This window comes from Mycobacterium zoologicum, from assembly GCF_020181635.2.
Classification (GTDB): domain Bacteria; phylum Actinomycetota; class Actinomycetes; order Mycobacteriales; family Mycobacteriaceae; genus Mycobacterium; species Mycobacterium zoologicum.
In genome coordinates this window covers 26,007-50,984 of the sequence record NZ_JAYJJS010000007.1, presented here as the reverse complement: position 1 = coordinate 50,984, position 24,978 = coordinate 26,007, and the positions used below count along the sequence as shown (strand labels likewise).

The following is a 24,978-nucleotide window of genomic DNA, read 5'->3' as shown; positions in this document are numbered from 1 at the left end:
AGTGGCGCGCCGGCGCGAGCTTGCGGGCCGGCGAAACCAGGCGGACCGCCTCCAGCGACGGTCCGCTGGACCACCGGAACCACGGTTCGATATTTTCTGACATTAACGTATACCCGCTGAGTAGCACTCGACAATGCGTCGATCTGGTTGTCATACCAGGCATCAAAGCATATTAACGTCACATGATGGATCGGAGTTCGCTGGTCTAGCCTTGTCTCTTTCTGACAGCACTGGCACACTTCGATGTGTCCGGAGGCCTTCGCCAACGCGAGCGGGCCGAGACGGAATCGAGGATCAGATTTGAGTGCTGGCTCCCTACCCAAAGTGGCCACCGACAGCCTCCCTATTCCGGTGGCCCGCGACGACGCCTGGCGCAGCTTGGCCTCCCACCCGCTTCTCGAGGTCGAGGATGGCTACGCCGCCACCCGTCGTGACTTGCTCGAACTGATGCTGAAAGACCCGTTGACGTTCTCGTCGAAGAAGGCCTTCGACGTGCTGGCCAGCCCGGTACCGCTGGTACCGATCGCGTTCGACCCGCCGGAGCAGACTCACTACCGTCGGATCCTGCAACCCGTTTTCAGTCCCAGGGTGATCAAGCCACTGGAACCCGATCTGCGCAAGCAGGCCATCGAATTGATCGAACCGATCGCACAGCGCGGTGAATGCGAGTTCGTCTCCGAACTCGCTGCGGTGTTTCCCACCCAGGTGTTTCTCACCCTGTTCGGCTTCCCGCTCGACATGCGCGACCAGTTCATCGAGTGGAAGAACGCCGTGTTGAACCTCAGTGCCGCCAGTGGCCAGACATCGGTGGACGAGGCGGCCCAGGAAGGCCTAGTCAAAGCCGCTGAACTATTCCAGTATCTCTCCGAACTCGTCGCCAAGCGACGCGGCGTACCGGGCGATGATGTCCTGAGCCAAGTGCTCAATCTCGAGCCCGCTGATGCTCTCTCCGACCAGGAGGCCATCGGATTGTGCTTCCTGTTTGTCCTCGCAGGCTTGGACACCGTCACGGACTCGCTCGGCATGGGTATGCAGCGGTTGGCCCAAAACCCGGACCGACGACGCGAAATCGCCGCGGATCCGTCACTCATTCCGGCGGCGACCGAAGAGCTACTGCGACTGGACCCGCCCGCACCGTTTATCCCCCGCGTGACTTCAGGAGAAACGCAACTGGCGGGCCACAGCCTGCCCGAAGGCAGTCGGATCACGGGCTACCTCGCGGTGGCCAACCGCGACGAGGCAGTCTTCCCGCATCCCTATGAGATCGATTTCCACCGATCCGAGAACCCGCATGTCAGCTTCGGCCTGGGTCCACATCGTTGCCTCGGTTCGCATCTGGCGCGATTGGAAATGCAGATCTTCTACGACGAATGGCACAAGCGGATTCCCAACTACCACATCGCCCCGGGCACAACGCCACAGGTGCACTGGCCACGGGGCACCACCGGACTGGAGTCGCTGCACCTGACGATCGAGGGCCAAACTTCATGAAGGTGTCCATTGACCGGAATAAGTGTATGGGCCATGGCATGTGCTATTCGCTGGCGCCCAGTGTCTTCGTCGATGACGACGAGGGCTACGGCCACGTGATCGGCGACGGCACTGTGCCGCCAGACCAGGTTGAGGGAGCACGCATCGGTGTGGCGAACTGTCCCGAAGGGGCTATATCAATTGAAGATTGAGCGCGTATGGGGGAAACGGCATGACGCCTGATCGACTGGTCGTGTGCGCAAGCCACAGCCCCGGCAAGGAGCGCGACGTCGAGGAACGCTTCGGCCAGAATTTTCGCGCCGCACTGGCTGCGGCAGCCGAGGAGGTCCGGCGCTTCGACCCGGATGTGGTGGTGTTGTTCGGCGGGGACCATCGGCGCGCCTTCCGCCACGTGGTGCCTGCCTTCGCCGTGGCGCTGTCCGCGTCGATTATCGCCGAGGGTCGCCATAGGGCAGGCGAGCTCGCCGTGCCGTCCGCACTCGCCGGCGAGCTGTCCGAGTATCTACTGTCCGCGGGATTCGATATCGCAGTCTGCCGTGACATCGGATTGGACCATGCCTTTGCCCAGCCGATCCGCGATCTGCTGGGCGAGTTGGACACCAAACCCGTGATTCCGCTGCCGGTGAACTGTGCGACGGCTCCCCTGCCGACCGGCCGCCGCGTCGCCGATTTCGGCGCGGCGGTCGGGCAATTTCTCGACGAACATACTCAGCGCGTATTGGTGATCGGCACCGGCGGGCTGTCACATTCGCCGCCGAGCCTGGAGGTCGACACCTACGACCTCAGCGACGAAGATCGCGCCCGGATCATCACCGAGGGGATGGCCGAAGCGCGGACGAAGATCCGCCCGGACTGGGACACTGACGTGCTGCAGGCGATGTCGACCTGGAACACATCGGCTCTGATCGACCTGGTCGATACCGCCCACTCGCGTGCCGGCGCGGGGGCCAACGAAGTCCGCACCTGGCTGGCCGCCGGCGCCGCCGGCGGAGGCAGACCGGTCACACCGCTGGTTTACGAGCCGGTCCCGGAATGGATCACCGGGATGGCGGTCGCCACCTCGGCGTCAAACCCTCGTCCTGATCTCGAATGAAGCCCTTACGGCGCCCCACCATCCACGCCGATCGTCTGGCCGGTCAGGAAGCCGCATCGATCTGACAGCAGGAACGCGATCAGCGCACCGACCTCGTCGGGCTGGCCGGGGCGCAGCAACGCCGCGTCAAAACCGAAATCCTCGACAAGGGCGCGCTCCAACGCCTCCTCGTAGGGATAGCCCTTGTTCTCCGCGATGTATCCGCGAATAGCGTGCAGCGCATCGGTTTCCACCGCGCCCGGTGCGATGCAGTTGGCCCGGATGCCGTCCTTACCGTGGGTGCGGGCGATCCCTCTGGTGAACGTCGACACCGCGGCCTTGAGACTGGCGTACGGCAGCCGCGGCTCCTCCGGCGACCGTGCCGAGTACGCCGCCGTCGTGACGATCGCACCCTTGCTCTCGGCCAGGTGCGGCAGTGCCGCTTGCACGCTGCGGGTGGTCGCCAGCAGCACGTCTCGGAACGCGGCGGTCCACGCGTCGTCGTCGGAGTCGATCGGCATCATCCCCGCGGTGCCCATCGTGATGGCAATCCCGTCCAGGCGACCGAGCAACTCGACAGCCGCGGCGACCGCCTCAACGGCAGCGCCGGGCTCACTCACGTCATAGACCAGACCGTGGGCTGCCACCGCCCCCGAGGCAACAAGGGCCGAAGCGGCGTCCTTCGCCTTTGACTCATTGCGGCCCACTACGGCCACCGCGGCCCCGTCTTCGGCCAGCGCGGTGGCCCCCGCCAAGCCCATGCCGGCTGTGCCGCCGACGACAATGAACGCCTTGTCACGCAGTCTCAGATCCACAGCAGGCACCTCTTCGTTATCGGTTCGATGGCTTCAGGCGACCGACCCACTCGTCGCAATCGCCATGGGGGTAGCATTCTGACATCATCGTCACTTAATCGCAAGCGTCGATCGAGGTCAAGCCCTCGCAGTGCACCTCTTACGACCTCGACTTCGCCGTGAGTTAAGATCGATCTGACGATAATGTCACTCAATGCAGGGAAGCTTCGCATAATGACAATGTCAGTACCGGTCTCATGATCGACGCGCCGTTGGCGGGTATCACCGTGGTAGGTATCGAACAAGCGGTGGCCGCCCCCTATGCCACCCGCCAACTCGCGGACCTCGGCGCCCGGGTGATCAAGATCGAACGCCCCGGTGGCGGCGACTTCGCGCGCGGCTATGACCGGACCGTGTACGGCGACTCGAGCTACTTCGTCTGGCTGAACCGGGGTAAAGAGTCGCTCACCCTCGACCTCAAACATGCGGAGGGTCAAGGTGTCGTCCGCCGGTTACTCGACGGCGCCGATGTGCTGGTGCACAACCTGGGGCCGGGCGCAGCCGCGCGTATGGGGCTGGACGCCGCGGCCATGACGAAATCCAACCCGGAGCTGGTGGTCTGCACGATCACCGGCTACGGCAACGATGGCCCCTGGAGCCAGCGCAAGGCCTACGATCTGTTGGTGCAAGCCGAGGCCGGCCTGTTGTCGTCCACCGGCTCACCCGAAGAGGTCGCCCGAGCCGGAATCTCCGTCGCCGACATCGCCGCGGGAATGTTCGCCTACTCCGGTGTGCTGACCGCACTCTATATGCGGGCCACCACCGGGCAAGTCACACCGGTATCGGTGTCATTGTTCGACGCGCTGGCCGAGTGGATGGGCCAGCCGATGTATTACAGCCATTACGGCACCGGAACCCCCCTGCAGCGCACCGGCGCCCGACACGCAACGATCGCGCCCTATGGACCGTTCACCGCCGGCGACGGCCGCACAGTGCTGCTGGCCGTCCAGAACCAACCCGAGTGGCGTCGGTTGTGCGAGGACGTGCTCGGCAGACCAGAGCTGGTGAACGATCCGCGGTTCGCCGAGAACCCGGATCGCCTGGCGCACCGCGACGAACTCGAGTCCATCATCGCCGCCGCGATCACCAAGTTCACCGCCGCCGAATTCGAACTCCGGTTGGAGAAGGCCCGCGTGGCCAACGCGCGGATAAACAAACCCGATCAGCTGTGGAACCATCCGGCGCTGGCCGAACGAGACCGTCGGCGGCCGTTTCGGGCACCCGGCGGGATGGTCGAGGGACTGCTCCCGCCGGCCACATTGGCCGGTGTCGACGTTCCGGTCGGCGATGTACCCGCGCTCGGTGCCCACAGCGCAGACATCTTGCGCGAGTTGGGTTATTCGCCCCACGACATCGATGACCTGGTACGCCAGCGAGTAACAACACTGGGCGACGCCCCCACCAACTGACGGTCCACCAACGAGCCACTTTCAGGGAGCCTGATGATCACGACACTCAGCGAGGAAGAGACCATCCTGGTCGAAACCATCCGTGCGTTCATCGACCGCGACGTCAAGCCTTCGATCCGCGACGTCGAACATGCCAACACCTACCCCGAGGCGTGGATCGACCAGATGAAGCGCATCGGCATCTACGGATTGGCCGTCCCTGAGGGATACGGCGGCTCGCCGGTCTCCATGCCCTGCTACGTCGAGGTCACCCAGGAGCTGGCCCGCGGGTGGATGAGCCTGGCCGGCGCAATGGGCGGTCACACCGTGGTCGCCAAACTCATCTCGCTGTTCGGCACCGAAGAGCAGAAGCAGAAATACCTGCCGGGGATGGCCACCGGTGAAATGCGCGCCACTATGGCGCTCACCGAACCCGGCGGCGGCTCGGACCTGCAGGCGATGACGACCACCGCGCGCGCCGACGGAGACGATCTGGTTATCAACGGGTCGAAGACCTGGATCAGCAACGCGCGACGATCGGGTCTTATTGCGCTGCTGTGCAAGACCGACCCCACTGCCACCCCGCGCCACAAGGGCATCTCGGTACTGCTGGTGGAGCACGGCGAAGGCTTAACGGTGTCACGCGATCTCCCCAAGCTCGGCTACAAGGGGGTGGAATCTTGCGAATTGTCGTTTGATGACTGCCGGGTCCCTTCCTCAGCGATCCTCGGCGGGGTGCCCGGCAGGGGCTTTGGCCAGATGATGAAAGGACTCGAGACCGGACGTATTCAGGTGGCATCGCGCGCGCTGGGCGTCGCGACCGCCGCACTTGAGGATGCGTTGGCCTACGCCCAGCAACGGGAGAGCTTCGGCCAGCCCATCTGGAAGCACCAATCGATCGGCAATTATCTCGCCGACATGGCGACCAAACTCACTGCCGCGCGCCAACTCACCCGGTATGCCGCCGAAAAGTTCGACAGCGGCCAGCGTTGCGACATGGAGGCCGGCATGGCCAAGCTGTTCGCCTCAGAGGTGGCGATGGAGATTGCGTTGAACGCGGTCCGGATCCACGGTGGCTACGGCTATTCCACCGAGTACGACGTCGAGCGATACTTTCGCGATGCGCCGCTGATGATCGTCGGTGAAGGCACCAATGAGATCCAGCGCAATGTCATCGCCGCGCAACTGGTCTCGCGCGGAGGGATTTAACGCTACGCGCGGCCGAAGAAGCCCCTGGAGATACAGCTCATCAGCAGATCAACGACCTCGTCGTCGCTCATCGGTTCGGGCAGATCCTGGGCCGCTTGCGGGACTCGGGTCACCAGGGCGCGCAGGATGAGCGCCGCGACGATCGGGTCAAATGGGTACGGTCCACGCCGGTGGATCAGCATCCTCGCCGCACCGATATCCATCAGCACTTGGCCATTCTCACCAATCGCAACCACGGTGGGTTCGTCGGCGGTTCCCTCCGCCCATGCCTCGATGCAGCCCGAATAGCGATCATAGAACTCCACATACGTGGCCAGCCAATTCCGCAGCGCCGGCTCCTCGTCCAGCGGGTCGACGTCGGCGATCCGTGCAGCGAAAGTCTTTCCAGCCTCGTAGATTTCGGTTCCTACGGCTGCCAGCAAATCCTGCTTGTCGCTGAAGTACTTGTAAAAGGTGCCACGCGCGACGTCGGCGGCCTCGACGATGTCGTCGACGTTGGTGCTGCGGTAGCCGCGCGCGCGGAACTGCGCGGCGCCGGCGTCGGCTAGGGCGGTGACGGTGCTGATAGCACGCTTGCTCAAATCGGCCGTGCGGTCGGTGATCGACAGTCCGTCGATATCGGGTGCGGGCGGTACCGCAATCGCATCGACGTCCTTGGCGGGGTCTGCGCTGGTGTGTAGCCGCAACGAGGCCAACACCTGCGGCGGCGTGTCCGGGAACAGCGCAAGCTGCAGGAAGACCGACAACGTGTCCACCGCGGCCTTGGCGCTGCGGCCGTAGGCGCGGCCGGTGTGGACGAACAGGTTGATGCGGTGCACCAGTGCGGTCATCATCATGGCCGCGACCTCGGGATCGATGCCGCGGATACCCGACGCGGCCAGCCGTTCGGCGACGCGATGGTTATAGCTGCGGACGAACCGGGTGATTTCCGGGCGCACTTTGGCGTCCGACGATGCGATCGCCGTCCATTGGATGAACATCGTGGAGTACTTCTCGAAGACCCAACTCCACTCACCGAGCCACCAGTTGAGGTTGTCAAAGCCTATTTCGTCAGGCCCTAACGGTCCGATGCGCCGTGCCACCCGGAACAGGGCGCCGCCACACTCGTTGAGCAGTTCGCGGAAGATCTCGTCTTTGCCCTGGAAGTATTGATAGGCCGTCGCGCGGGAAACACCGGCGGCCTTGGCGATCGCGTCGACGGACGTGTCAAAGTAGCCCAGCCGGCCGAACAACTCCAGCGACACCTCGGTGATCCGGTTGCGCGTGGTGGCGCCCCGGACGCCGACCTCCGGGCTGGAGGGGCCGTAGCTGGCACGGCGGACGATGGATGATTCGGACATGTTGAATCCAGCCTATGGCCGAGCGATTCAGCCCGCGCCACACGGCGCGGTGTTTCGCGGAATCAAAAACTCCGCGGTTCCGGTGAGCGCGGCACCGCCCGTTTGCCGGGCCGCGGTCAACTCCACCGTTACCCGGTCCCCCTCCTCTTCGGCGGCGACGTCGGTGATGAGTCCGGAGCAGGTCAGCACGTCGTTGGGCCACACCTGCTCGCGGAAGCGGACGCCGAAGCGGCGGATGGTATGGGCGCCGAGCCAGTCGGTTGCGAACGTGGCGAGCAGCGCGGCGGTGAACATGCCTTGGGCGAAGACGGACGGATAGCCGGCGGAGCGCGCCAACTCGTCGTCGTAGTGCATCGGGTTGAGGTCCCCGGACGCGCCCGCGTAGCGGACGAGCATCTGGCGGGTCACCGGCCCGAATTCGCGCGGCGTGGCCTCGGCGCCGGCCCGCAGCGCGGCAGTAGCGGTCATGGCCGCGCCGTTTCGATGAAGGTAGCCCGCGCCTCGGCCACCAGCACGCCCTGTGGTGAACGGTATTCGGTGACGACGGTCGCGAACCGCATTGTCCCGCCCCGCTTACCGGGCTTGGAGAACCGGTCGACGACCTTTTCGTGCGCGGTCAGGGTGTCGCCAACCCGGGGCAGCTCGCCATGGAAGATGTACTCCTGCTCGCCGTGCAGCAGCCGCTTGCGGTCGAAGCCCACACTGATCCGGGCGCCGGGCGGGGCCCAGCGGCCAGCCGTGGTCAGAAAGGTGGGCGGAATAATGGCGTCGGATCCGCGGTAGTACGGGTGTTCGGATTGCATGGCGTCGGCGAACTCCGCGACCTTCCCGCGTTCGACGACTATCTCCCACGGCTGACCGGCACTTGGCTCGGTGGAGGGTTCCGGCGATCGGCTCATGATGACCAATAGTGTCAGAAAATCACGCGACGCGAAACCCTGTACCAGGATTCCCCAGCTGTAGCCGCTTGAAGAAAGATGACATTACTGCCAGAATTGCCCGATATGTACGAGTTGACGGCGAGCTACGTCGCAGGAAAATGGGCCGCTGGCACCGATGACGGGAAGATCGCGGTGCGGTCTCCGGCGACGGATGAGCTGTTGGGCACGGTGGGCATCGCCGGCTCCGCCGAGGTCGATGCCGCAGTCGCGGCGGCGCGCGCTGCCTTGACCTCGTCACCGTGGGGTGACATCTCGCCGGCGGACCGAGCCGCAGCCCTGGGCCGGTTGGCCGACGGGCTGGCCGCCCGCAAGGGTGTCCTCGCCGATCTGACCACGGCCGAAATCGGCTCGCCACGGTCCTGGAGCACCTTCGGTCAGGTGCTCACCGCCGTCGGGGTACTGCGCGCGTACGCCGCGATCACCCCCGACTACCCGTTCGAATCCATCCGACCGTCGCTGTCCGGCGGAAGGGTGACCGTCCGGCAGGTGCCCGTCGGTGTGGTGGGCGCGATCATCCCGTGGAACACTCCGCTGTTCATCGCCGCGCTGAAGCTCGGGCCGGCGCTGGCCGCCGGTTGCAGCGTGGTGCTCAAGCCGGCACCCGACGCGCCACTGAGCATCGGTGTCTTCACCGAGGTGATCGAAGAAGCCGGCCTTCCCGACGGCGTGATCAACATTGTCAACGGCGGAGCGGCGACCGGGCAGGCACTGACATCGCATCCCGACGTCGACAAGGTCAGCTTCACCGGGTCCACTGCGGTGGGCGCACAGATCGCGGCCTCGTGCGGGTCACAGATCCGCCGCTGCAGCACCGAGCTGGGCGGCAAGTCGGCGGCCATCGTGCTGCCCGACGCTCCGCTGGAATCGACGGTGAGCGGGCTGGTCGGCGGTGTGATGGGCAACAACGGTCAGCTGTGCGCAGCGCTGACCCGAATCCTGCTGCCGCGCAGCCGCTATGACGAGTTCTGCACCGCGCTGATCGCCGCGGTGGAAAAGCTCACGGTCGGCGATCCGGCCGATCGGACCACCGATATCGGTCCGCTGATCAACGAGGCCGCCCGCGACCGGGTCGAGGGCTTCCTGCGGCGGGCGCATGCCGAGGGCGCCACCATCCTGACCGGGGGGGAACGCCCTGCTGGTCGCGGGTGGTTCGTCCGCCCCGCGCTGGTGGCCGCCGGCAACGACATGGAGATCGCCCGCGAGGAGGTGTTCGGGCCGGTGGCGGTGTTAATCGCCTACGACGACTCCCAAGGCGACTCCGCGGCGGTGAACATCGCCAACGACTCGCGCTACGGACTGGTCGGGGCCGTATGGTCGGCCGAAGACGACCGCGCGGCGGCGGTGGCAGCACGGCTGCGCGCGGGCTCGGTGGCGGTCAACTCGACCGCCGTCCTGGACTTCGGCAGCCCCTTCGGCGGCTTCAAGCAGTCCGGCATCGGCCGCGAAGGCGGACCGGAGGGCATCGCCGGGTTCGTCGAATACCAGGCCATCATCCGCTAGGCGGGAAGGAACACTTCAATGCACACGCAGGCAGCGGTGTTGTGGGAACGCAACAGCCCGTGGTCCATCGAGACCGTCGAACTCGATCCGCCCAAGGCCCCGGAAGTGCTGGTCGAATTGCACGCGTCGGGGATGTGTCACTCCGACGATCACCTCGTCACCGGCGATATGCCTATCCGGCTGCCGTGCATCGGCGGCCATGAGGGGGCCGGCGTGGTCAAGGCGGTCGGCGAGCACGTGTCCTGGCTGGCCCCCGGTGACCATGTGGTGTTCAGCTTCATCCCGTCCTGCGGCAGGTGTCCGTCCTGTTCGACGGGCCACCAGAGTCTGTGCGACCTGGGCGCCAAGATCTATTCGGGCATGCAGATTTACGACGAGACCGCCCGCCACCGGGCGAAGGGCCAGGATCTGGCGCTGGCGTGCGGTGTCGGATCGTTCGCGCATCACACCGTGGTGCACGAGGCCAGCTGTGTGAAGATCCCGCAGCACCACCGGCTGGACCTGGCGTGCCTGCTGGGCTGTGGCTTCATCACCGGATGGGGTTCCGCGGTGTATGCCGCCGATGTCCGGCCGGGCGACACGGTGGTCGTCGCCGGGGTCGGCGGAATCGGTGCCGCCGCGGTGCAGGGCGCCCGGCTGGCCGGGGCACGCACGATCACGGTCATCGACCCGTCGGAGTACAAGCGAGCCGAAGCCATCAAGATGGGTGCGACCCACACCGCCGCCGACTGGGGGCAGGCTAAAGACGTTGTCGCCGAGGCGACCTGGAACCGTGGTGCGGACAAGTTCATCTGCGCGATGGGGGTCGGCGACGGCCAGTTGGTCGGCCAGGCGCTGGCGATGACGGCCAAGCGTGGACGACTGGTGATCACCAATATCCATCCGATGCTGGAACGCGAGATCAGGGCGAACCTGATGGACCTGACCCTGACCGAGAAGCAGATCATCGGGACGCTGTACGGGTCCGGCAACCCGCGGGCCGACATCCCGAAGATTCTCGAATTGCACGGCGCCGGCCAGGTCGACCTGGAGTCGATGGTGAGCAGGACCTATCCGCTGGAGAAGGTCAACGACGGCTACGCCGATATGCACGCCGGCGCCAACATCCGTGGGGTGCTGGTCTACCCGGCTGCCGAGGCAGCACAGCGCTGACGCTGCGTCATGAGGATTTGCAATTCGCGGGCACGCGGTTCACCGGCGCACCGTTCACCCAGCGAGCCTGCACGGCAAAGCCGCCGTTCCAGGTTCTAGAGCCGCCACACCTACACGGCTCAGGTCGATGCCTGCCAGTTGGTAGTGGACGAGGTGAACGGCATACCCAGTTTGGCAAGTATCCACGGTGGCAAGCGTTTTGGCATCGGTAGCGGTACCGACCGGGCGCCGCGCGCCTCGAGCAGAGCTTCGTACGCGGTGGTGTCGCCGCCGAACGGTTGCCCCTCACCGGCGATGAACCCATACAGTTCGCATCCCTGGGGGCCGGCCTCCCAAGGTCCGAACACGTCACCCCACTCGAGCATGATGTGCGTACCAGCGCGGGCGACCACGTCACCGCAACGTATCTCGCCGGACAGAATGAAGTTGCTGTGATCGCCGGTGTGACCGTGCTGTGAGGAGATGGCCCCCGGGTCCCACTTGTTCCAGAACGCGAAGTAACGGGGAGACAGCTCAATCCACTTCTCCCAGATCGACGCGGTGCGACCATCTGCGAACTCATAGCGCAGCATCTCCTCGGCGGGTATGTCGTCGAGATGCTTGATCGACGGTCCACCTTTCATTGAGCACTTCCCTTCGTGTGATCGATGGATATTTCCGACGTCCGTACCGCGTGATGTTCTGGCGCCTTGAGAAGTGTGCCTGCGGATTGACGGCTCGAGTTGCCACTGAGATGGGCTGCTTCAACCGCGTCTCAAGCCTGAGCCTGTACCGGTTCCCAGCCACCACCTTCGGCGGACCGTCGGGCGGCATCGATCACCGCGAGACTGAGCAGGCCGTCGTCGAAGGTCGCCGCTGCGCTCGGCGCACCGTCGAATGCCGGCTGCCAGTCCTCCAGCATCAACGCCATCGCCCGGCTGGCGTGCCCGGCCAACCCCTTTGGCAGGTGCTCGGGATAGGCCGGTTCGCGCTCGGCGACGGCCAACGGGCTCAGCCCCCCAGCTGCGGCCGTGCCGGCCAGGTAACCGGTAGAACGCAGATCACCGTCGCCGATGATGGTGCCGTCGGCGCCGAACAACTCCAGGCGGTAGTGATCGGCGTGGGCGCCCATCACCGTCACGCTCAGGACGACGGTCAGCCCGGATTCCATCCGCATCAACACTGCGGCAGTGTCGTCGGCAGTGATGTGCAATGTCTCGCCGTCCGGCAGTTCGCGGATGGGCTCACTGGTGCGAACTTCCGCGCACACGGATAGCGGGCGGCCCAGCACGCTGCACAGGAAATCGAGGTCGTGGACCAGCATTCCGGCGAGGTACCCGCCACCCTGGTCGCGTTCGTACATCCAGCGCGCCTGAGGCGGATGAGTCGGATGCCAATAGGACGCGCTGCGACTGACCCTCGCCAGGTACTGCTTACCCAGGAAACCGGAGCGGACCTTGTCCGCGACGGCCAACCAGTCCGGGTTCCATCGGTTTTCAAAACAACAGGCGGTGGGGCGGCTCGACTTGCGGGCGGCACGCACCATGTCACGAGCAGCGTCAAGGTCTCCCGCCAACGGCTTCTCGCACAGCACCGCCTTGCCGGCGTCCAGTGCCGCCAACGTCATGTCGCGGTGCAGCACGGTCGGGGTCGCAACGGAAATGACGTCCAGATCCTCGCGGGTCACGAAAGACTGCCAGTCGGTGCTGGTGTCCGATATCCCTAGTTTCGTAGCTACCCGGTCCAGTCGGTCCGGGGTACGCGCACACAAGGCGACCGGTTCAAAGCCAGCGGCCGCGCGAAATCCAGGAACCTGCACATGGGCGCCCCAGCCCACTCCCACCACGCCAACCCTCAGCGTCATCTGGCCTCCTCAACGTTGTCGCACCGGCGACCGTAAGTCGCCGACTAGTGACGCGAATGTTAGATATTGACCGAGCGCCAGAGCCGCGGGAGGGATCGGACCCGGACTTCCATAGCTTTCCCAGCAACCCCGGCATTGCCAGATAGTGACACTAGTGCCAGAATCATGCTTTGTGAGCGTGATTGAGACGAATGACCTGGAATTCGCACCGCTGGTCGACCTCAACTGGTGGCAGAACCACACAGCAGAGCGAACAGAGCTGTACCGCAGACTCCGCGAGGCCGGCCGCCCGGCGTTCGTCCGCACCAACAGCGTCAACGCACCGCAGGCGAAGGGCTTCTGGGCGGTGGGAACGCACGCCGACATCGTCGACATCAGCAGACGTGACAGTGAGTTCAGTTCGGCTCAGGGCACCCAGATCTTCGACCAGACTCAGAAGATGCGCGAGTACCGCGGCTCCATCATCGACATGGACGACCCGGAACACATGCGACTCCGCAAGATCATCTCCCGCGGATTCGCCCCCCGCGTACTCGCGCAGATCCACGGACTGGTGGAGGAGACAACGGCGGAGATCCTCGATGCGATGCCGGCATCGGGTGAGTGCGACTTCGTCGAGGCATTCGCGACCCTGCTGCCGCTGCGAATCATCGACAACATGCTCGGCGTGCCCGGCGAGCATGAGCAGTTCATCCTCAAGGCGACCAATGTGGTGCTGGGCGCCTCAGATCCGGAGTACGTGCCCGACCAGACCGCGGCCGGAATCGAAACAGCCGTCGCCGAGATGAGCGAAAAGCTCATCGACCTGTTGAAGGGCATCGCCGAAGACCGCATCGCCCGGCCCCGTAATGACGTCATCAGCAAACTGGTCACCTCCGACGAAGAAAACTTGACCCCCCAAGAACTGGCGAAGTTCTTCATCCTGCTCATCGGCGCAGGCAATGAGACCACGCGTAACGCGTTGACGCATGGCCTACATATCTTCACCCACCATCCCGAGCAGCGTGCCCGACTGCTCGATGACTACGACAACCTGGCCCCCACCGCGATCGAGGAAATCCTCCGCTACGCCAGCCCGGTTATCCACATGCGGCGCACCGTTACCCGGGACGGCGTCAGGCTGGACTCGGGCCACACGTTCAACCGGGGAGACAAGGTGGTGATGTGGTATCCCGCGGCCAACCGAGACCCGGCGGTATTCGATGATCCCGAGATGTTCGACATCGCCCGCACTCCGAACACTCACGTCGCGTTCGGTGGCCCCGGCACGCACTTCTGCCCCGGTTCGCACCTCGCCCGACTGGAACTCAAGGTCGCGTTCAAGATGCTCTACGACCGCTACCCCGACATCACCGCCGTCGGCGAACCGGTGATGTTGCGGTCGAACTTCATCAACGGCATCAAGCACCTACGCGTCACCTATACGCCATGAGCAGCGAACCCGCCATCCTGTCCGACATCGCCGGCGGAGTCCTGACGATCACGCTGAACCGTCCCGACGCCGCCAACGCGTTGCGCCCCGACGACCGCGACGAGCTGATTTTCTTGTTGGCAGCCGCGGACGCCGATGAGAAGGTGCGTGTTGTTGTGCTGCGCGCCAACGGTAAACACTTCTGCGCAGGCGCCGACGTGGGCGCCCTGGCCGTACGTCGCGCGACTGTAGAGAAACGGGTGATGGATCCGATGCGCCGCATCATGAACGGTGCGCAAAAACTTGTGTCCAGTGTGCTGGACTGCAACAAGCCGGTAATCGCCGCTGTGCAGGGTGCCGCGACCGGTATCGGCGCACACCTCGCCTACGCCGCCGATTTGGTTATCGCAACCGAAAACGCCTACTTCGCCGAGTCTTTCGTCAAGCGGGGACTGGTCGTCGACGGCGGCGGCTGCTATCTGCTGCCGCGGCGCATCGGGATGCAGAAGGCCAAGGAGATGACGTTCTTCGGCGATCGCCTCACCGCCGCGGAGGCCGCGACGTTGGGACTGGTGAACCGGGTGGTTGAGGCTGACGAGCTCGATACCGCGGTGGCCGATTTCGCAGGCCGACTCGCTACGGCGCCCACCAGCGCGATCGCGTTCACCAAGCGCCTGCTCAACGACTCCCCCGACACCGACCGGACCGGTGCGTTCGTAGCCGAGGCGATGGCGCAGGAGATCCAATCGTATTCGCATGACTCGAAGGACGGCGTAAAAGCGTTCACCGAGAAGCGCCCACCCGAGTTCACAGGATGGTGAAGATGGCCCGCGCCGACATCCCGACCGTCGACCCGTCCAGCGCGCCATATTGGGAGGGCGCCCGGCAGGGGCGGCTGTTGATCGCCGAGTGCAGGGCATGCGGCAGGGTGCACCACTATCCGCGGCCGTTCTGCCCCCACTGCTGGAGCGACGACGTCAACCCCGTGCAGGCCAGCGGGCGCGCCAGTCTCTATACCTACTCGACGGTCTACACCAACGACCTGGCACCGTTCAGAGATCGGCTGCCCTATGTCGCGGCGATCGTCGAATTGGCCGAAGGGCCACGACTGATGACGGTTCTCGAGGGCGTCTCACCCGACCAGCTCAGCATCGGCATGGCGGTCACGGCCTCGTTTCGCCCCGTCGATGAGCACGACCCCAACAGCCCCTACCTGACGGTGTTCGCACCGAGCGAGGAGACAGCATGACCGGACTACTCGATGGCAAAGTCGCACTGGTGACCGGTGCCGGGCACGGCATCGGTCGCGGGCATGCGCTTGAGCTCGCCAAACACGGCGCAACCGTGATCGTCAACGACCTGGGCACCACGTTGACCGGTGAAGGCACCGGCAAGGTCGCCGACGAGGTCGTCCAGATCATCGAAAGCCGCGGCGGCAAAGCGGTTTCCGACTTCGCCGATGTCGGCGACGAGGAGCAGGTCGAGCTCGCCGTCGAACGGGCCTACTCCCAGTTGGGCCGGCTGGACATCGTCGTCAACAACGCCGGCATCGTCCGCGACAAAGCGATTTGGAACATGACGGTCGACGATTTCGACCTGGTGATGCGAGTACACGTGCGGGGCAGTTGGCTGAGCAGCCGTGCGGTGGCCCGCAAATGGCGCGCGGCAGCGAAAGCCGGCGACGGCAAAGTCTATGGCCGCATCATCAACACCACCTCCGGGGCGGGGTTGCACGGCAACTTCGGGCAGACGAATTACAGTGCGGCCAAGTCCGCGATCGTCGGGCTGACGCAGACACTGAGTCTGGAGTTGGCGTCGATCGGCGCGACTGCCAACGTCATCAGCCCCGGCGGCCGGACTCGGATGTCGGCTTCGATGCCCGGGGCCGCGGCCCCGATCGAACCCGGCGAACGCGACGACGAGGAATTCGACCCCAAAGACCCGTCGCTGGGCTCCCCGGTGGTGGCCTGGCTGGCCAGCCCGGAGGCCGGCCACATCAGCGGACAGGTGATTCGGGCACTGGGCGAAAACCTTCAGCTGCTCAAGGGCTGGCATCCGGTGGCGACGGTGTCCAACGGCCAGAAGCGTTGGGACGCTGACAAACTCGGCGTGATCATGGCCACCGACGTATTCGGCACCCGCAACACCGGTCTGCGCCTGGGCGGCTGAGACGCCGCGGTGCGCAAAGCCGAACTACTCGACCGGTTGCGTCTGCCGCTGATGGCCGCGCCGATGTCGATTGCATCGACGCCGGACCTGGTCGCGGCCTGTTGTCGAGCCGGGGTGCTCGGCTGCTTTCCCACCCACAACGCGTGGAAGGACGCGGGCCTGACGCACTGGCTCGAGCTCATCGGCAGCTCCCGTCAGCGGCACGCCGACATCACTGTCAGCGGCCGCCCCGTTCGCGGTCAACATCAATGTGTCGCGCGCGAAACCCGCTGAGCTACTCGCACGAGAGCTCGACCTCTGCCGGCGTCACGACGTCCAGATCGTCACGACGAACGTCGGTGATCCGTCCGACGTCGTTGCACGAGTGGGGCGGGATGCTCGTCGAGGCGGATCTCGCCGACATCGTCTGGACGGACGCCGTCTGCGGCGTCTCCGGAAATTTTCTTCGGCCGTCGCTGCTGGAGCACGGACTCGATCCGGACTGCCTGCCGCCGCTGGACGCCGCCGGCCGACCGACCATGCCCCGTGAGGTCAGACCGTGGCGGATGATCTTCAGCGGTGGGCACAGCGTCGCGGGCATCGCCGCGGTCTCCTCAGTGGGCGACGAGATCTTCGTCCGCCAGCCGCATGACGGCGTCGTGGTCGACCCGCTCGGCGGGACGCAGGAAGCCTCCTCGCCGATGGTAGTGCTCGACGTGCTCGGTCGGCACGGCGTCACTTCCACTGAGCAGGTTGCGCGGATCCGGGCCGATCCGGTCGGCGACCGCCCGCAGATGCGCGCCGTCCACCGGGAAGGCGCGTAGCGCGTTCTCGCCGAGAATCATTCGCGCCTCTTTCTCCGGTACTCCGGCGAAAGCCACCTTGATCCAGTTCCAGGTGTCAGGCCACATGCCTTCTGGATGCGGGTAGTCGATTCCCAGCATCAGCCGGTCGACACCGACTGCGGCGCGCGCCTCGACCTCTGCCTGGTGGATCGACGACGGGGTCGCGAAGCAGTGCCGTGCCCAGTATTCGCTCGGGCGCATCTTCAGTGGGGTGTCCCGCTGCTCGTACCAGGAGTCGAGAGTTTCCAGCGTGGCCGGCAACCAGTCCGACCTGACCTCGGCCAGAACGAACCGCAGCGTCGGGTACCGGTCGAACACACCGGCCAGCATCAACTGCCAGAGCAGACGTCGAGGGCCGAAGTCCAGGCGGAACGGCGAAGCCGGTGACTCGGCGAACTCCTTCTCCAGTGCCGCTCGGGCATCCTCGTCGAGTCGCTGTTGGGCGGCCATGATCTCGCTGGCCTCCTCACCACCCAGGTGCGTCGCCACGAACGCCGAGATGAACTCCTGGTAACGGCCCTGGGGGAAACCCCACCCGGCATGCACCATGAGGGTGAGATCCAAGTCGGCGCACGCCTGCCAGAACGGTTCGTAATGGCCGCTGAGAAGAGACGGTAGCGCGGGATCCTCGATGATGCCGGGCACCCCGACGCTGACGAAACCGTGTTCACGAGCCCACCGCAGGTCTCGGACCGCGGTGTCCATGTCGTGGCAGCAGCCGGGATCGGCCATGCCGTAAAGACGTTGCTCGCCGCCGGCCATGAAATCAGTGAGCCAGCGCTGGTATGCCCTCATGCCCGCATCGCGCAGCGTGGCCTCAAACGGCTTGTTTACGACACTGAACAGCGGCAGCGAGGAGAATTGGTGGCCGGGCACCAGCAGTTCGCCCGCTACGCCTTCGTTGTTCAGCTGCGCCATCCGAACGTCGATGTCCCAGCCGCCGAAACGCTCCGGCGCCGCCGGAGACCATAGCCGGTCCGCACCGTCCGACGTGTCTTCTTTCGGCCGGGACGTGAAGTCCGGGGCCAACATTCGCCGATAGGCCTGTTCCTCGTCGGTCAGCAAGTCCCGAACGGTGTCGCGAATGTCCGGGTCGAAGTAAGGCAGGTAGTCCGCCATCCGCTTGGCGCCGACGTGCCCATCGGCCGAAAAGATCACCACGCTCTTGTCCGCCTCGCTCATACTTCCTCCTCGCTCACCGCCGGCAACGCATCCGCGGGATACCGTTTTGGCATATCGACGACCCAACCCGAACAGGTGCCGCCGCGCACGCAGTAGATACAACGTGTATGTAGAGGATACAAACTGTATGTCCAAAGGTCAATCACCCACAACGCCCGTGAAGCGCGCGGTCCGCGCTGCTGAGGTCGCTGACCGTGCCGAAGCCACCCGTGCCGCCCTGATCGCGGCCGGACGTCAGCTCTTCGTGGACAAGGGGTACTTCGCCACCGGCACCGAAGAGATCGTCGCGGCCGCCGGCGTGGGCACCCGAGGAGCGCTCTATCACCACTTCGCGAATAAGGAGGCGCTGTTCCTGGCGGTGTTTCTCGCCGTCCAAGAACAGGTGAACAGCCAGGCGCCCAGCCCGGAAGACACCGACGACGCCCTGGGCGCGCTGCGTACCGGACTGCGCTCGTACCTGAAGTCGTCGCTCACCGGCGAGGTTCAGCGCATCCTGATGGTCGATGGCCCGGCGGTACTCGGGTGGCAGCGGTGGCGCGAGCTACAGGTCCAGTTCGGACTCGGGTCGATTCGCGCACTGCTGGCCAAGGCCGTCGAGCAGGGCGCCGTTGCTCCCCAACCACTCGATGTGCTCAGCCACGTCTTGCTCGCAGCCGCGGACGAAGCCGCCCAGTTCGTGGCCAATGCATCCGATCCACGCCAGGCTCGCGACGATGCCATCCAGGTCGTCGACGGGCTGCTGCAGCGACTTGGCCCAGCACGCTGAGCGGCGCTACCCGCCGCGAGGCTGTCAGACCGTGAAAGGCTGCACCTTCCGGTGGACGATCATCGCCGAACCGGCCGGGCCCAGTACGGCGTTCGCGCGCAGGAACCGGCGGTAGAACAGCTGCACGAGTGCCTCATCGTGGTGACCGTCGTCGGACAGCACGAAATGCTCGAGTTCGGCGTCGGCGGAGGCGACATCGGTTGGGCGGTGTCCAAGCAACCGTGCCAGGTCGTCGAGATCCTGCTCGTCGAGCAGTGCACCGATCTCCTGGCGGCGGAGTAGATGTCTGGCCAGTCGGAATGCGTTGCGAACCTCGTAGCGGCCGAACGGCTCGTCGATCGTGACCGACCCCAGCGTCTGGACGAGGTGGCGGAATGCGATCTCGTTGCTGAACTGGGCCGGTTCGGGCAGATCGATCGTTTCGTCGAGGTCATACCCCAACAGTTCGGCGAAGGCTTCGACGGCATGCAGGTTGGTTTCGGTGCACCATTGCAGATTGGTCATGTAGGCCGAGCCCGGCGCCGGGTCCGCCAGGGCGCCGTGAAACGCCAATTCGTTGGTGAGCGTGAAAGCCAGATGGTGATGGCGGATCGCCGCCATATCGAGCTCGACCCCGGCCGCGTCGGCGTAGATGGCGTAGAGCGTGTCGAAGTCGCCGAAATGCAGCACCGTATCGCGCATCCGGAAGGCCGCCAGGTCCATCATCGGATCGCCGATGTGGCCGATCTCGAGGTCCAACAGTGCAGTGATCCGGCCGCCGCGATGGTGGAACTGGCCCGAGTCCCACACGATCGGCGCCTCGCGGCTGCTGGCGGGCAGGGGGTTTCGGCGCAGCCAGCCCAATGCGAACTCCACGAAGGGGTCCGGCCTGCGTTTGGTCTGCCGGAAAAGCTTCTCGAAGTACGCCATGCCGACCGAAGCCGGTGTTGAGGCGGGCGCCGCGGCACGGGTGATGCCAGCCGCCGCGAACTCATCGACGTTCAGCGCGTGAATACGCGCGAGCACACGCATGTACTCGGCCATCACCGCGTCACGCTCCACCACGGTGCACTCGGCGAAGTCCGGTCGGCCGCCGACCCGCTCCATGACGTAGGCCGGCAATGCATCAAGCCAGCCATAGACCCGGGGTACTGGAATCTGGTTGCGATGCAACAGATCTTGGAAAGTCATCTCGTGATGTAACGGGAACACCAGAGGCGAGTCGATCCGTTGCCCACGCACCATGAGTTCGATCCGCCGACCATCGACGACGACATCAGCCAGCCAGTTCGGCCGCCATCGCGTCTGGCGCTCGAGGGCGACGACCTCACCACCCCAGTCGCTGCAAATCCATTGTCTGATCAGATCGATTTCACGAGTGGGATTCTCGTCATTCAACGTGTGGCTCATACTCAGAACCCTTCCCTACTCGCCCGAAACAGCGGGCCTAGCCGATCGGGCGTGCTGCCGTGCAAAACCAGTTCGTCGGCGCCCGCCTCGCGGTACCTGTCGAAGGTGTCGTGGCAGGAGCGCGCCGATCCGATGGCCGCCGCCGCGGTCCACGCCGTGGGCAGCACCGACGCCACCTCGACGAGTTCTTCGCGGGTGAGCACCGAGTCCGCCGCTCCCCGGATGCCCACCAGCCGCGGATGAGTGCGCAACCGCGCCAAAGGTTCTGGATCCCAGCCGTTGACCGCGGCCAGCCTTTCGCCGAAGCCGGGAATCTGGTAGTAGGTCACCGCCCGCGCGCCCACCACGGCGAGCTCCTGTTCGGCCGGCAGATCGCAGGCCGCCACCACCGTGGCATACACCCGTACACTGCGGGCCGGTCGACCGGCTTGTTTCTCTGCCTCACGAACAGCTGCCACCGAGCGCCGCACCGCCTCCGGTGTCAGGAAGGGGTGCAGCAGCACACCGTCGAAGTGGCGACCGGCCAACGCCAGGGCTTTCGGGCCGATCGCCGCGAACACCAGCGGCGGTACCGGCTGATCGGGAACATCGTTGAGGCGCAACGACGGAAAGGTGCCGGCTGGCCCGTCGTAGCGCACCTTCTCGCCGCGGCACAACCGCCGGAAGATGTCGGCATGGTCGATAATCGACGCGTTGGTCGACTTCGGCAATCCCACAGCAGCCCACATGGCATCGACCGAGCGACCGATCCCGATGATCATGCGTCCGCCCGACAGCGCCTGTGCGGTCATCGCCAACGACGCCAGAATGGCCGGGTGCCGCGCCTGGAAGTGCGTGATGCCGGAAGCGATCCGAATCGTCGAGGTCACCTGGCTGATCGCACCGGTGAGCACACCCAGATCCTTGGTGCCCCAGCGTTCGCTCAGCCACAGCGTCTGTAGCCCGAGTTGCTCTGCCGCCTCCGCCTGACCGATTGCCGCCCGCGGATCGGTAACCCGTCCGGGCAGGGTATAGGCGCCGAGCGGGATCGGACTGGCCATGCGGTCCTCCATCACCCTATTCTGACAGTAGTGTTCAGTTATGTTACGGGAAGGGGTACCGATGGCTTACCTGCCGTCACGCGGTGACGTCGGTGCGGATGTGGGCGAGATCATGCGCGTCTGGCTGCCACCGCGGATCGCACCGGGTGCCGTGACGTCTTTCGACGTCTCCGAGTTCAGCGCTCCGGACGCCGGTTACTCCGGTAAGACCGCCTTCTTCACGGCATCGTGGAACGATCCGGCCGGGCGGTGTCACCGCGAACAGCTCGTGCTGCGGATGCAGGCCAGCGATCATCAGTTGTTCACCACGCCCGATGCCCCGCGGCAGGCTCGGGTGATGCAAAGGCTTGGCAGGCACCAGATTCCGGTGCCGGACATCGTTGCGATCGAAACCGATGCGTCGGTACTGGGTGCGCCGTTCTACCTGATGCGTCGCGTCCACGGCCGAACCCCGTCCGACGTCCCGAGCTGGCACAAGCGCGGGTGGACTGCGGAGTTGTCGGGTGTCGAGCGGGAGTTACTGTGCGGCAACGCCCTGCGCGCGCTGGTCGGCGTCCATCGCATCGACAGCGAGGATGACTTGGCGTTCCTTCGCGCTGATCGCAGCGTCGAGACAACCGCGCTGCAGCGCTACCTGCACACGCTGACCGGTTGGTACGACTGGTGTCGCGACGACCTGAATGTCGGTGGCGACACACTCGGCCGTGCGCTGCGGGTTATCCAGGATTGCGCTCCCGACAACAAGGCCGAGACCGTCGTCTGGGGCGACGCGCGCGTCGGGAATATATGCTTTGCCGACGATCTGTCGGTGGTGTCACTGTTCGACTGGGAGACCGCCACCACCGGTCCGCCCGACATCGACCTGGGCTGGTGGCTGATGTTCGAGCGTTTTCTCTGCGAATCCCTCGGCTTCACCCGACTGCCGGGCATCCCCGACGACGACGAATTCGTCCGCCGCTACCAGGAATTCGGTGGGACTCTGGGCGGCGACATCGTCTATTACCAGCTGCTGGCGGCGTTCGTGCTGTCGCTGATCAACAACCGGCTCGCGGTGTTGCTGGTTCGCGACGGTCTCGCCCCGGACACAGCCCGGCGCTACCCACAGGCCGCGGTTGACCTGGTCGAGCGTTATCTGCGGCAGCTGTAAGCCTCGCTCAGGCCAGCGCCAGCGTCGTCAGAATGTCGGGCGTGTAGGCCTCGGATGACAGGGCCCACGGCCCGGCGTGCACCGCGTCCAGCGCCGCACCCAGCTCGGGACGCTGACGGAGCAGACGCAGCATGCGTGATCGCCGCGTCATCCGGTCGGGCATGCCGAAGCCGGTGAGCAGATCCGTCAGGGCACTGGCGAAACGCAACCGCGCCATCCGGGTTCGTCGTTCCGCTGCGTAACCGGCCAGACCCCGCGGTGTCCAATCATGGTTGTCCAGTAGAGCCTCCGAGAGCACGCGCGCGTCGCGCATCGTGATGCTGAGACCCTGCGCCGTCACAGGATTGCTCCACCCCGCGGCGTCGCCGATCAGGGCCGCGCCGGGCACCACCGGCTCGTCGACCCAGGCGTCATCCATCGGGAAGGTCGCGCAGGGGCCGATCGGCGCGGCTGTCGCCATCGCATCAGAACACGGGAAGATCGGTGTGCGAAACGATTTCAGAAACTCCACCACCGCGGTGGACCCTTTCAGCGGTTCCGGGTCGTCGACGCGGCGGGCGACGTAGAGCCGCAGCCTGTTGTCGGCCCGCGGGATCACGATGAACTGGTTGCGACCGTCTACGGAGATGGCGGTCTCGGCCCGGTCCCAGGCGCCACCATCGTCGACGAGCATGCCCGACAGCCGGACCCTGGCCTGCGTCGTCGACAGCGATAGGCCGAGAGCCGTCCGAGTGCCCGATTGTTTGCCGTCGGCGCCGATCACCAGGCGACATCGCTGGGTGTGGGTACCGCCGTCGGTCTGGTAGCTGACCGCGGGAGTTTCGCCGGTCTGCACCGAGGACTTACGTACGCCGCGGACTACCTCGGCTCCAGCCTTGGCGGCTGCGGCGGCCAATGCCTCTCGAAGTTCGGGATGGCCGACGCCGACCACGCCCGGAGCGCCCGGGACGACGGTGGACAGGTCACGCGAGTGTCCCTTCGCCTGCTCGACGGTGAGGCCCTCGTCGTACGGGACCATCTTCGTCATCACCGAAACACCGTCGGTCTCCAGAATCGTGTCGGCGATCCCCAATTCCGCGGCTTCACGAAATCCCCACGGCACCATGGCTTCCCCACGCACGATGTCGCGGTAGACGGCCTCGCGCTCCAGGACCTTCACCGCGATGCCGGCCCGTGCCAGACGGATCGCCAACGCACATCCAGCAATACCTCCGCCAACGATGACGACCTCGGCGTTCATGAACGCCCCCTTTCCCGAATCTCATTTACTATGACATAATGGGCTGTCCGCAGACCAGGGGGAAAGGGGGCGCGATGATGCGGCGCCGCGGCGGTACGCAACCGTCTCCGATCTCGGAGGCCGACGTACTCGACGCTGCGCTGCGTGTCGTCGCACGCTCTTCGCTGGACGACCTGACGGTGCGGGCGGTGGCCGAGGAGTGCGGGGTCACCGCTCCCGCCATTCACTACCATCTGCGCGGCGGTGCTGACCTCGCCGACCGGGTCGTCGAGGCTGTCGCCGCGCGAATCGACGTTCGGGTGGATCCGGACGTGTCGTGGGTCGATCAGTACCTAGGCTTGGTTGCCGCAATGGACCAAGCTTTCCTGGCATACCCGGGAACCGGAGTACGCGCGCTGACCTCGACGGGCGCCTCGGCCGCGGCGACCCGGCTGACCAACGCCGCACTGTCCATCCTGCGCCGCGCCGGCTTCGCCGAAGACGTTGCCGTGCATATCTTCACAGCAACCTACTTGATATTTGTCGGATGGTTGGCCACCCGCAATCGCGCCGAAGGCAATACCATCCACCCCGCGCTGGCTGCTGCCGGGACGACCGGCCTGGGCCGCGACGGTGGCCAACCTCTCGAAGAAGCGATGCGCCGCATCCTCATAACCGCAGAAGGAGATCGCAATGACCGATGACGCGTTCTGGGTGAAGGACTACTACGCAGCTTGGGATACCGGTGACGTTGAGGCGATCTGCGCATGGTTCGACGAGGACGTCGTCCTCGAAGACGTCCCGACCGGGCATGTTGCGCGCGGTCGCGGCGCGGCCCGCGGATTCGTCGACGGCGCACTCAAACTCGCGCCGGGAGCCAGCTATGAAGTCCTTGCCGCACTGGTGAGTGGCGAGCAGTTCGCCGTCGAGTGGGTGATGCAGCCGGCCGGTCTGCATGGCGCATCAATTGGAACCGTGCGTAACGGCAAAGTGGCGACCAACCGGGACTTCTGGGATGCCTCACCGGCGAAGAAGTGACAG

27 protein-coding genes are annotated in these 24,978 nt (G+C 65.4%); 16 read left to right on the top strand and 11 right to left on the bottom strand.

The genetic code is table 11. The features are described from left to right. The first annotated feature begins 324 nt into the window (after positions 1 to 324). Genes K6T84_RS08070 through K6T84_RS08060 form a run of 3 tightly spaced genes read left to right on the top strand, consistent with a single transcriptional unit; the run spans position 325 to position 2,584 of the window. Complete coding sequence (locus tag K6T84_RS08070) at positions 325 to 1,491, top strand: cytochrome P450 (RefSeq protein ID WP_225401515.1); 1,167 nt, start codon at positions 325 to 327, stop codon at positions 1,489 to 1,491. Further along, entirely contained in the window at positions 1,488 to 1,682 is a 195-nt protein-coding gene (locus tag K6T84_RS08065) for a ferredoxin (protein WP_225401514.1), read from the top strand. The genes K6T84_RS08070 and K6T84_RS08065 overlap by 4 nt, the downstream gene beginning before the upstream one ends. A gap of 20 nt (positions 1,683 to 1,702) precedes the next feature. After that, positions 1,703 to 2,584, top strand: a complete 882-nt coding sequence (locus tag K6T84_RS08060; RefSeq protein WP_225401513.1) for a 3-carboxyethylcatechol 2,3-dioxygenase — start codon at positions 1,703 to 1,705, stop codon at positions 2,582 to 2,584. Positions 2,585 to 2,589: 5 nt separating this feature from the next. On the opposite strand, the gene K6T84_RS08055 is transcribed toward K6T84_RS08060, so the two are convergent. After that, positions 2,590 to 3,378 (bottom strand): SDR family NAD(P)-dependent oxidoreductase, encoded by a 789-nt coding sequence (locus tag K6T84_RS08055; RefSeq protein WP_255613078.1) that lies wholly within the window; start codon positions 3,376 to 3,378, stop codon positions 2,590 to 2,592. 236 nt (positions 3,379 to 3,614) lie between these two features. Between K6T84_RS08055 and K6T84_RS08050 the strand changes: the two genes are divergently transcribed. Further along, positions 3,615 to 4,826, top strand: coding sequence for a CaiB/BaiF CoA transferase family protein (locus tag K6T84_RS08050; protein WP_225401512.1), 1,212 nt, complete (start codon positions 3,615 to 3,617; stop codon positions 4,824 to 4,826). A 33-nt stretch (positions 4,827 to 4,859) separates the two neighbouring features. Further along, entirely contained in the window at positions 4,860 to 6,014 is a 1,155-nt protein-coding gene (locus K6T84_RS08045) for an acyl-CoA dehydrogenase family protein (RefSeq protein WP_225401511.1), read from the top strand. 2 nt (positions 6,015 to 6,016) lie between these two features. On the opposite strand, the gene K6T84_RS08040 is transcribed toward K6T84_RS08045, so the two are convergent. The 3 genes from K6T84_RS08040 to K6T84_RS08030 are packed head-to-tail and all read right to left on the bottom strand — an operon-like array spanning position 6,017 to position 8,253. Then, positions 6,017 to 7,354, bottom strand: a complete 1,338-nt coding sequence (locus tag K6T84_RS08040) for a TetR/AcrR family transcriptional regulator (protein WP_225401510.1) — start codon at positions 7,352 to 7,354, stop codon at positions 6,017 to 6,019. Between the two features lie 27 nt (positions 7,355 to 7,381). Further along, positions 7,382 to 7,822 (bottom strand): MaoC/PaaZ C-terminal domain-containing protein, encoded by a 441-nt coding sequence (locus K6T84_RS08035; RefSeq protein ID WP_225401509.1) that lies wholly within the window; start codon positions 7,820 to 7,822, stop codon positions 7,382 to 7,384. Next, complete coding sequence (locus K6T84_RS08030; RefSeq protein ID WP_225401508.1) at positions 7,819 to 8,253, bottom strand: FAS1-like dehydratase domain-containing protein; 435 nt, start codon at positions 8,251 to 8,253, stop codon at positions 7,819 to 7,821. The genes K6T84_RS08035 and K6T84_RS08030 overlap by 4 nt, the downstream gene beginning before the upstream one ends. Positions 8,254 to 8,331: 78 nt before the next feature. On the opposite strand from K6T84_RS08030, the gene K6T84_RS08025 reads away from it, so the two are divergent. Together K6T84_RS08025 and K6T84_RS08020 are read left to right on the top strand one after the other, a co-directional pair. After that, positions 8,332 to 9,795 (top strand): aldehyde dehydrogenase, encoded by a 1,464-nt coding sequence (locus K6T84_RS08025; RefSeq protein WP_225401507.1) that lies wholly within the window; start codon positions 8,332 to 8,334, stop codon positions 9,793 to 9,795. Between the two features lie 18 nt (positions 9,796 to 9,813). Next, entirely contained in the window at positions 9,814 to 10,947 is a 1,134-nt protein-coding gene (locus K6T84_RS08020) for an NDMA-dependent alcohol dehydrogenase (RefSeq protein ID WP_225401506.1), read from the top strand. Between the two features lie 119 nt (positions 10,948 to 11,066). Here the strand turns inward: K6T84_RS08020 and K6T84_RS08015 are convergent, their stop codons facing one another. Together K6T84_RS08015 and K6T84_RS08010 are read right to left on the bottom strand one after the other, a co-directional pair. Beyond that, positions 11,067 to 11,570: a cupin domain-containing protein gene (locus K6T84_RS08015; RefSeq protein ID WP_225401505.1), complete on the bottom strand. Its 504-nt coding sequence runs from the start codon at positions 11,568 to 11,570 to the stop codon at positions 11,067 to 11,069. Positions 11,571 to 11,701: 131 nt separating this feature from the next. After that, entirely contained in the window at positions 11,702 to 12,790 is a 1,089-nt protein-coding gene (locus K6T84_RS08010) for a Gfo/Idh/MocA family protein (protein ID WP_225401504.1), read from the bottom strand. Positions 12,791 to 12,968: 178 nt separating this feature from the next. Between K6T84_RS08010 and K6T84_RS08005 the strand changes: the two genes are divergently transcribed. The 5 genes from K6T84_RS08005 to K6T84_RS07985 are packed head-to-tail and all read left to right on the top strand — an operon-like array spanning position 12,969 to position 16,643. Beyond that, on the top strand, positions 12,969 to 14,222 hold the full coding sequence (locus tag K6T84_RS08005) for a cytochrome P450 (RefSeq protein WP_225401503.1): 1,254 nt from the start codon (positions 12,969 to 12,971) through the stop codon (positions 14,220 to 14,222). Continuing rightward, on the top strand, positions 14,219 to 15,022 hold the full coding sequence (locus K6T84_RS08000; RefSeq protein ID WP_225401502.1) for an enoyl-CoA hydratase/isomerase family protein: 804 nt from the start codon (positions 14,219 to 14,221) through the stop codon (positions 15,020 to 15,022). The genes K6T84_RS08005 and K6T84_RS08000 overlap by 4 nt, the downstream gene beginning before the upstream one ends. Positions 15,023 to 15,024: 2 nt before the next feature. Continuing rightward, on the top strand, positions 15,025 to 15,450 hold the full coding sequence (locus tag K6T84_RS07995) for a Zn-ribbon domain-containing OB-fold protein (protein ID WP_225401501.1): 426 nt from the start codon (positions 15,025 to 15,027) through the stop codon (positions 15,448 to 15,450). Then, positions 15,447 to 16,370 carry an SDR family NAD(P)-dependent oxidoreductase gene (locus K6T84_RS07990; RefSeq protein ID WP_225401500.1) on the top strand — a complete coding sequence of 308 codons (924 nt, stop codon included), beginning with the start codon at positions 15,447 to 15,449 and terminating at the stop codon, positions 16,368 to 16,370. Before K6T84_RS07995 ends, K6T84_RS07990 begins: the two co-directional genes overlap by 4 nt. A 9-nt stretch (positions 16,371 to 16,379) precedes the next feature. Then, positions 16,380 to 16,643, top strand: coding sequence for a hypothetical protein (locus tag K6T84_RS07985; RefSeq protein WP_225401499.1), 264 nt, complete (start codon positions 16,380 to 16,382; stop codon positions 16,641 to 16,643). Between the two features lies 1 nt (position 16,644). Here the strand turns inward: K6T84_RS07985 and K6T84_RS07980 are convergent, their stop codons facing one another. Further along, positions 16,645 to 16,950, bottom strand: a complete 306-nt coding sequence (locus tag K6T84_RS07980; RefSeq protein WP_225401498.1) for a hypothetical protein — start codon at positions 16,948 to 16,950, stop codon at positions 16,645 to 16,647. Between the two features lie 13 nt (positions 16,951 to 16,963). Next, positions 16,964 to 18,376, bottom strand: coding sequence for an amidohydrolase family protein (locus tag K6T84_RS07975; protein WP_225401497.1), 1,413 nt, complete (start codon positions 18,374 to 18,376; stop codon positions 16,964 to 16,966). A gap of 157 nt (positions 18,377 to 18,533) precedes the next feature. Here K6T84_RS07975 and K6T84_RS07970 point away from each other — a divergent pair, with 157 nt between their 5' ends. Next, positions 18,534 to 19,142: a TetR/AcrR family transcriptional regulator gene (locus tag K6T84_RS07970; RefSeq protein ID WP_304621324.1), complete on the top strand. Its 609-nt coding sequence runs from the start codon at positions 18,534 to 18,536 to the stop codon at positions 19,140 to 19,142. A 24-nt stretch (positions 19,143 to 19,166) separates the two neighbouring features. Here the strand turns inward: K6T84_RS07970 and K6T84_RS07965 are convergent, their stop codons facing one another. Both K6T84_RS07965 and K6T84_RS07960 read right to left on the bottom strand, forming a co-directional pair. Further along, on the bottom strand, positions 19,167 to 20,531 hold the full coding sequence (locus K6T84_RS07965) for a phosphotransferase (RefSeq protein WP_225401495.1): 1,365 nt from the start codon (positions 20,529 to 20,531) through the stop codon (positions 19,167 to 19,169). Positions 20,532 to 20,533: 2 nt separating this feature from the next. Continuing rightward, positions 20,534 to 21,571, bottom strand: coding sequence for a TIGR03857 family LLM class F420-dependent oxidoreductase (locus K6T84_RS07960; protein WP_225401494.1), 1,038 nt, complete (start codon positions 21,569 to 21,571; stop codon positions 20,534 to 20,536). A 61-nt stretch (positions 21,572 to 21,632) separates the two neighbouring features. Here K6T84_RS07960 and K6T84_RS07955 point away from each other — a divergent pair, with 61 nt between their 5' ends. Further along, the gene (locus tag K6T84_RS07955) at positions 21,633 to 22,718 is read left to right on the top strand and encodes a phosphotransferase family protein (RefSeq protein WP_225401493.1); all 1,086 of its coding nucleotides are present in this window, start codon (positions 21,633 to 21,635) and stop codon (positions 22,716 to 22,718) included. Between the two features lie 7 nt (positions 22,719 to 22,725). On the opposite strand, the gene K6T84_RS07950 is transcribed toward K6T84_RS07955, so the two are convergent. Continuing rightward, complete coding sequence (locus tag K6T84_RS07950; RefSeq protein ID WP_225401492.1) at positions 22,726 to 23,958, bottom strand: FAD-dependent oxidoreductase; 1,233 nt, start codon at positions 23,956 to 23,958, stop codon at positions 22,726 to 22,728. A gap of 74 nt (positions 23,959 to 24,032) precedes the next feature. On the opposite strand from K6T84_RS07950, the gene K6T84_RS07945 reads away from it, so the two are divergent. Then, a complete protein-coding gene (locus tag K6T84_RS07945; protein WP_329786664.1) occupies positions 24,033 to 24,641 on the top strand; it encodes a TetR/AcrR family transcriptional regulator in 609 nt (202 codons plus the stop codon). Continuing rightward, complete coding sequence (locus tag K6T84_RS07940; RefSeq protein ID WP_225401490.1) at positions 24,631 to 24,975, top strand: nuclear transport factor 2 family protein; 345 nt, start codon at positions 24,631 to 24,633, stop codon at positions 24,973 to 24,975. The genes K6T84_RS07945 and K6T84_RS07940 overlap by 11 nt, the downstream gene beginning before the upstream one ends. Positions 24,976 to 24,978: the final 3 nt, after the last annotated feature.

Coding starts and splice junctions, on each gene's coding strand:
- K6T84_RS08040 (WP_225401510.1), bottom strand. CDS start 7,354: ATGTCCGAATCATCCATCGTCCGCCGTGCCAGCTACGGCCCCTCCAGC.
- K6T84_RS07995 (WP_225401501.1), top strand. CDS start 15,025: ATGGCCCGCGCCGACATCCCGACCGTCGACCCGTCCAGCGCGCCATAT.
- K6T84_RS08045 (WP_225401511.1), top strand. CDS start 4,860: ATGATCACGACACTCAGCGAGGAAGAGACCATCCTGGTCGAAACCATC.
- K6T84_RS07990 (WP_225401500.1), top strand. CDS start 15,447: ATGACCGGACTACTCGATGGCAAAGTCGCACTGGTGACCGGTGCCGGG.
- K6T84_RS07945 (WP_329786664.1), top strand. CDS start 24,033: ATGATGCGGCGCCGCGGCGGTACGCAACCGTCTCCGATCTCGGAGGCC.
- K6T84_RS08035 (WP_225401509.1), bottom strand. CDS start 7,822: ATGACCGCTACTGCCGCGCTGCGGGCCGGCGCCGAGGCCACGCCGCGC.
- K6T84_RS08050 (WP_225401512.1), top strand. CDS start 3,615: ATGATCGACGCGCCGTTGGCGGGTATCACCGTGGTAGGTATCGAACAA.
- K6T84_RS08030 (WP_225401508.1), bottom strand. CDS start 8,253: ATGAGCCGATCGCCGGAACCCTCCACCGAGCCAAGTGCCGGTCAGCCG.
- K6T84_RS08020 (WP_225401506.1), top strand. CDS start 9,814: ATGCACACGCAGGCAGCGGTGTTGTGGGAACGCAACAGCCCGTGGTCC.
- K6T84_RS07980 (WP_225401498.1), bottom strand. CDS start 16,950: ATGCCCGCGACGCTGTGCCCACCGCTGAAGATCATCCGCCACGGTCTG.
- K6T84_RS08065 (WP_225401514.1), top strand. CDS start 1,488: ATGAAGGTGTCCATTGACCGGAATAAGTGTATGGGCCATGGCATGTGC.
- K6T84_RS08010 (WP_225401504.1), bottom strand. CDS start 12,790: ATGACGCTGAGGGTTGGCGTGGTGGGAGTGGGCTGGGGCGCCCATGTG.
- K6T84_RS08060 (WP_225401513.1), top strand. CDS start 1,703: ATGACGCCTGATCGACTGGTCGTGTGCGCAAGCCACAGCCCCGGCAAG.
- K6T84_RS08025 (WP_225401507.1), top strand. CDS start 8,332: ATGACATTACTGCCAGAATTGCCCGATATGTACGAGTTGACGGCGAGC.
- K6T84_RS08000 (WP_225401502.1), top strand. CDS start 14,219: ATGAGCAGCGAACCCGCCATCCTGTCCGACATCGCCGGCGGAGTCCTG.
- K6T84_RS07965 (WP_225401495.1), bottom strand. CDS start 20,531: ATGAGCCACACGTTGAATGACGAGAATCCCACTCGTGAAATCGATCTG.
- K6T84_RS07950 (WP_225401492.1), bottom strand. CDS start 23,958: ATGAACGCCGAGGTCGTCATCGTTGGCGGAGGTATTGCTGGATGTGCG.
- K6T84_RS07975 (WP_225401497.1), bottom strand. CDS start 18,376: ATGAGCGAGGCGGACAAGAGCGTGGTGATCTTTTCGGCCGATGGGCAC.
- K6T84_RS07940 (WP_225401490.1), top strand. CDS start 24,631: ATGACCGATGACGCGTTCTGGGTGAAGGACTACTACGCAGCTTGGGAT.
- K6T84_RS07955 (WP_225401493.1), top strand. CDS start 21,633: ATGGCTTACCTGCCGTCACGCGGTGACGTCGGTGCGGATGTGGGCGAG.
- K6T84_RS07960 (WP_225401494.1), bottom strand. CDS start 21,571: ATGGCCAGTCCGATCCCGCTCGGCGCCTATACCCTGCCCGGACGGGTT.
- K6T84_RS08015 (WP_225401505.1), bottom strand. CDS start 11,570: ATGAAAGGTGGACCGTCGATCAAGCATCTCGACGACATACCCGCCGAG.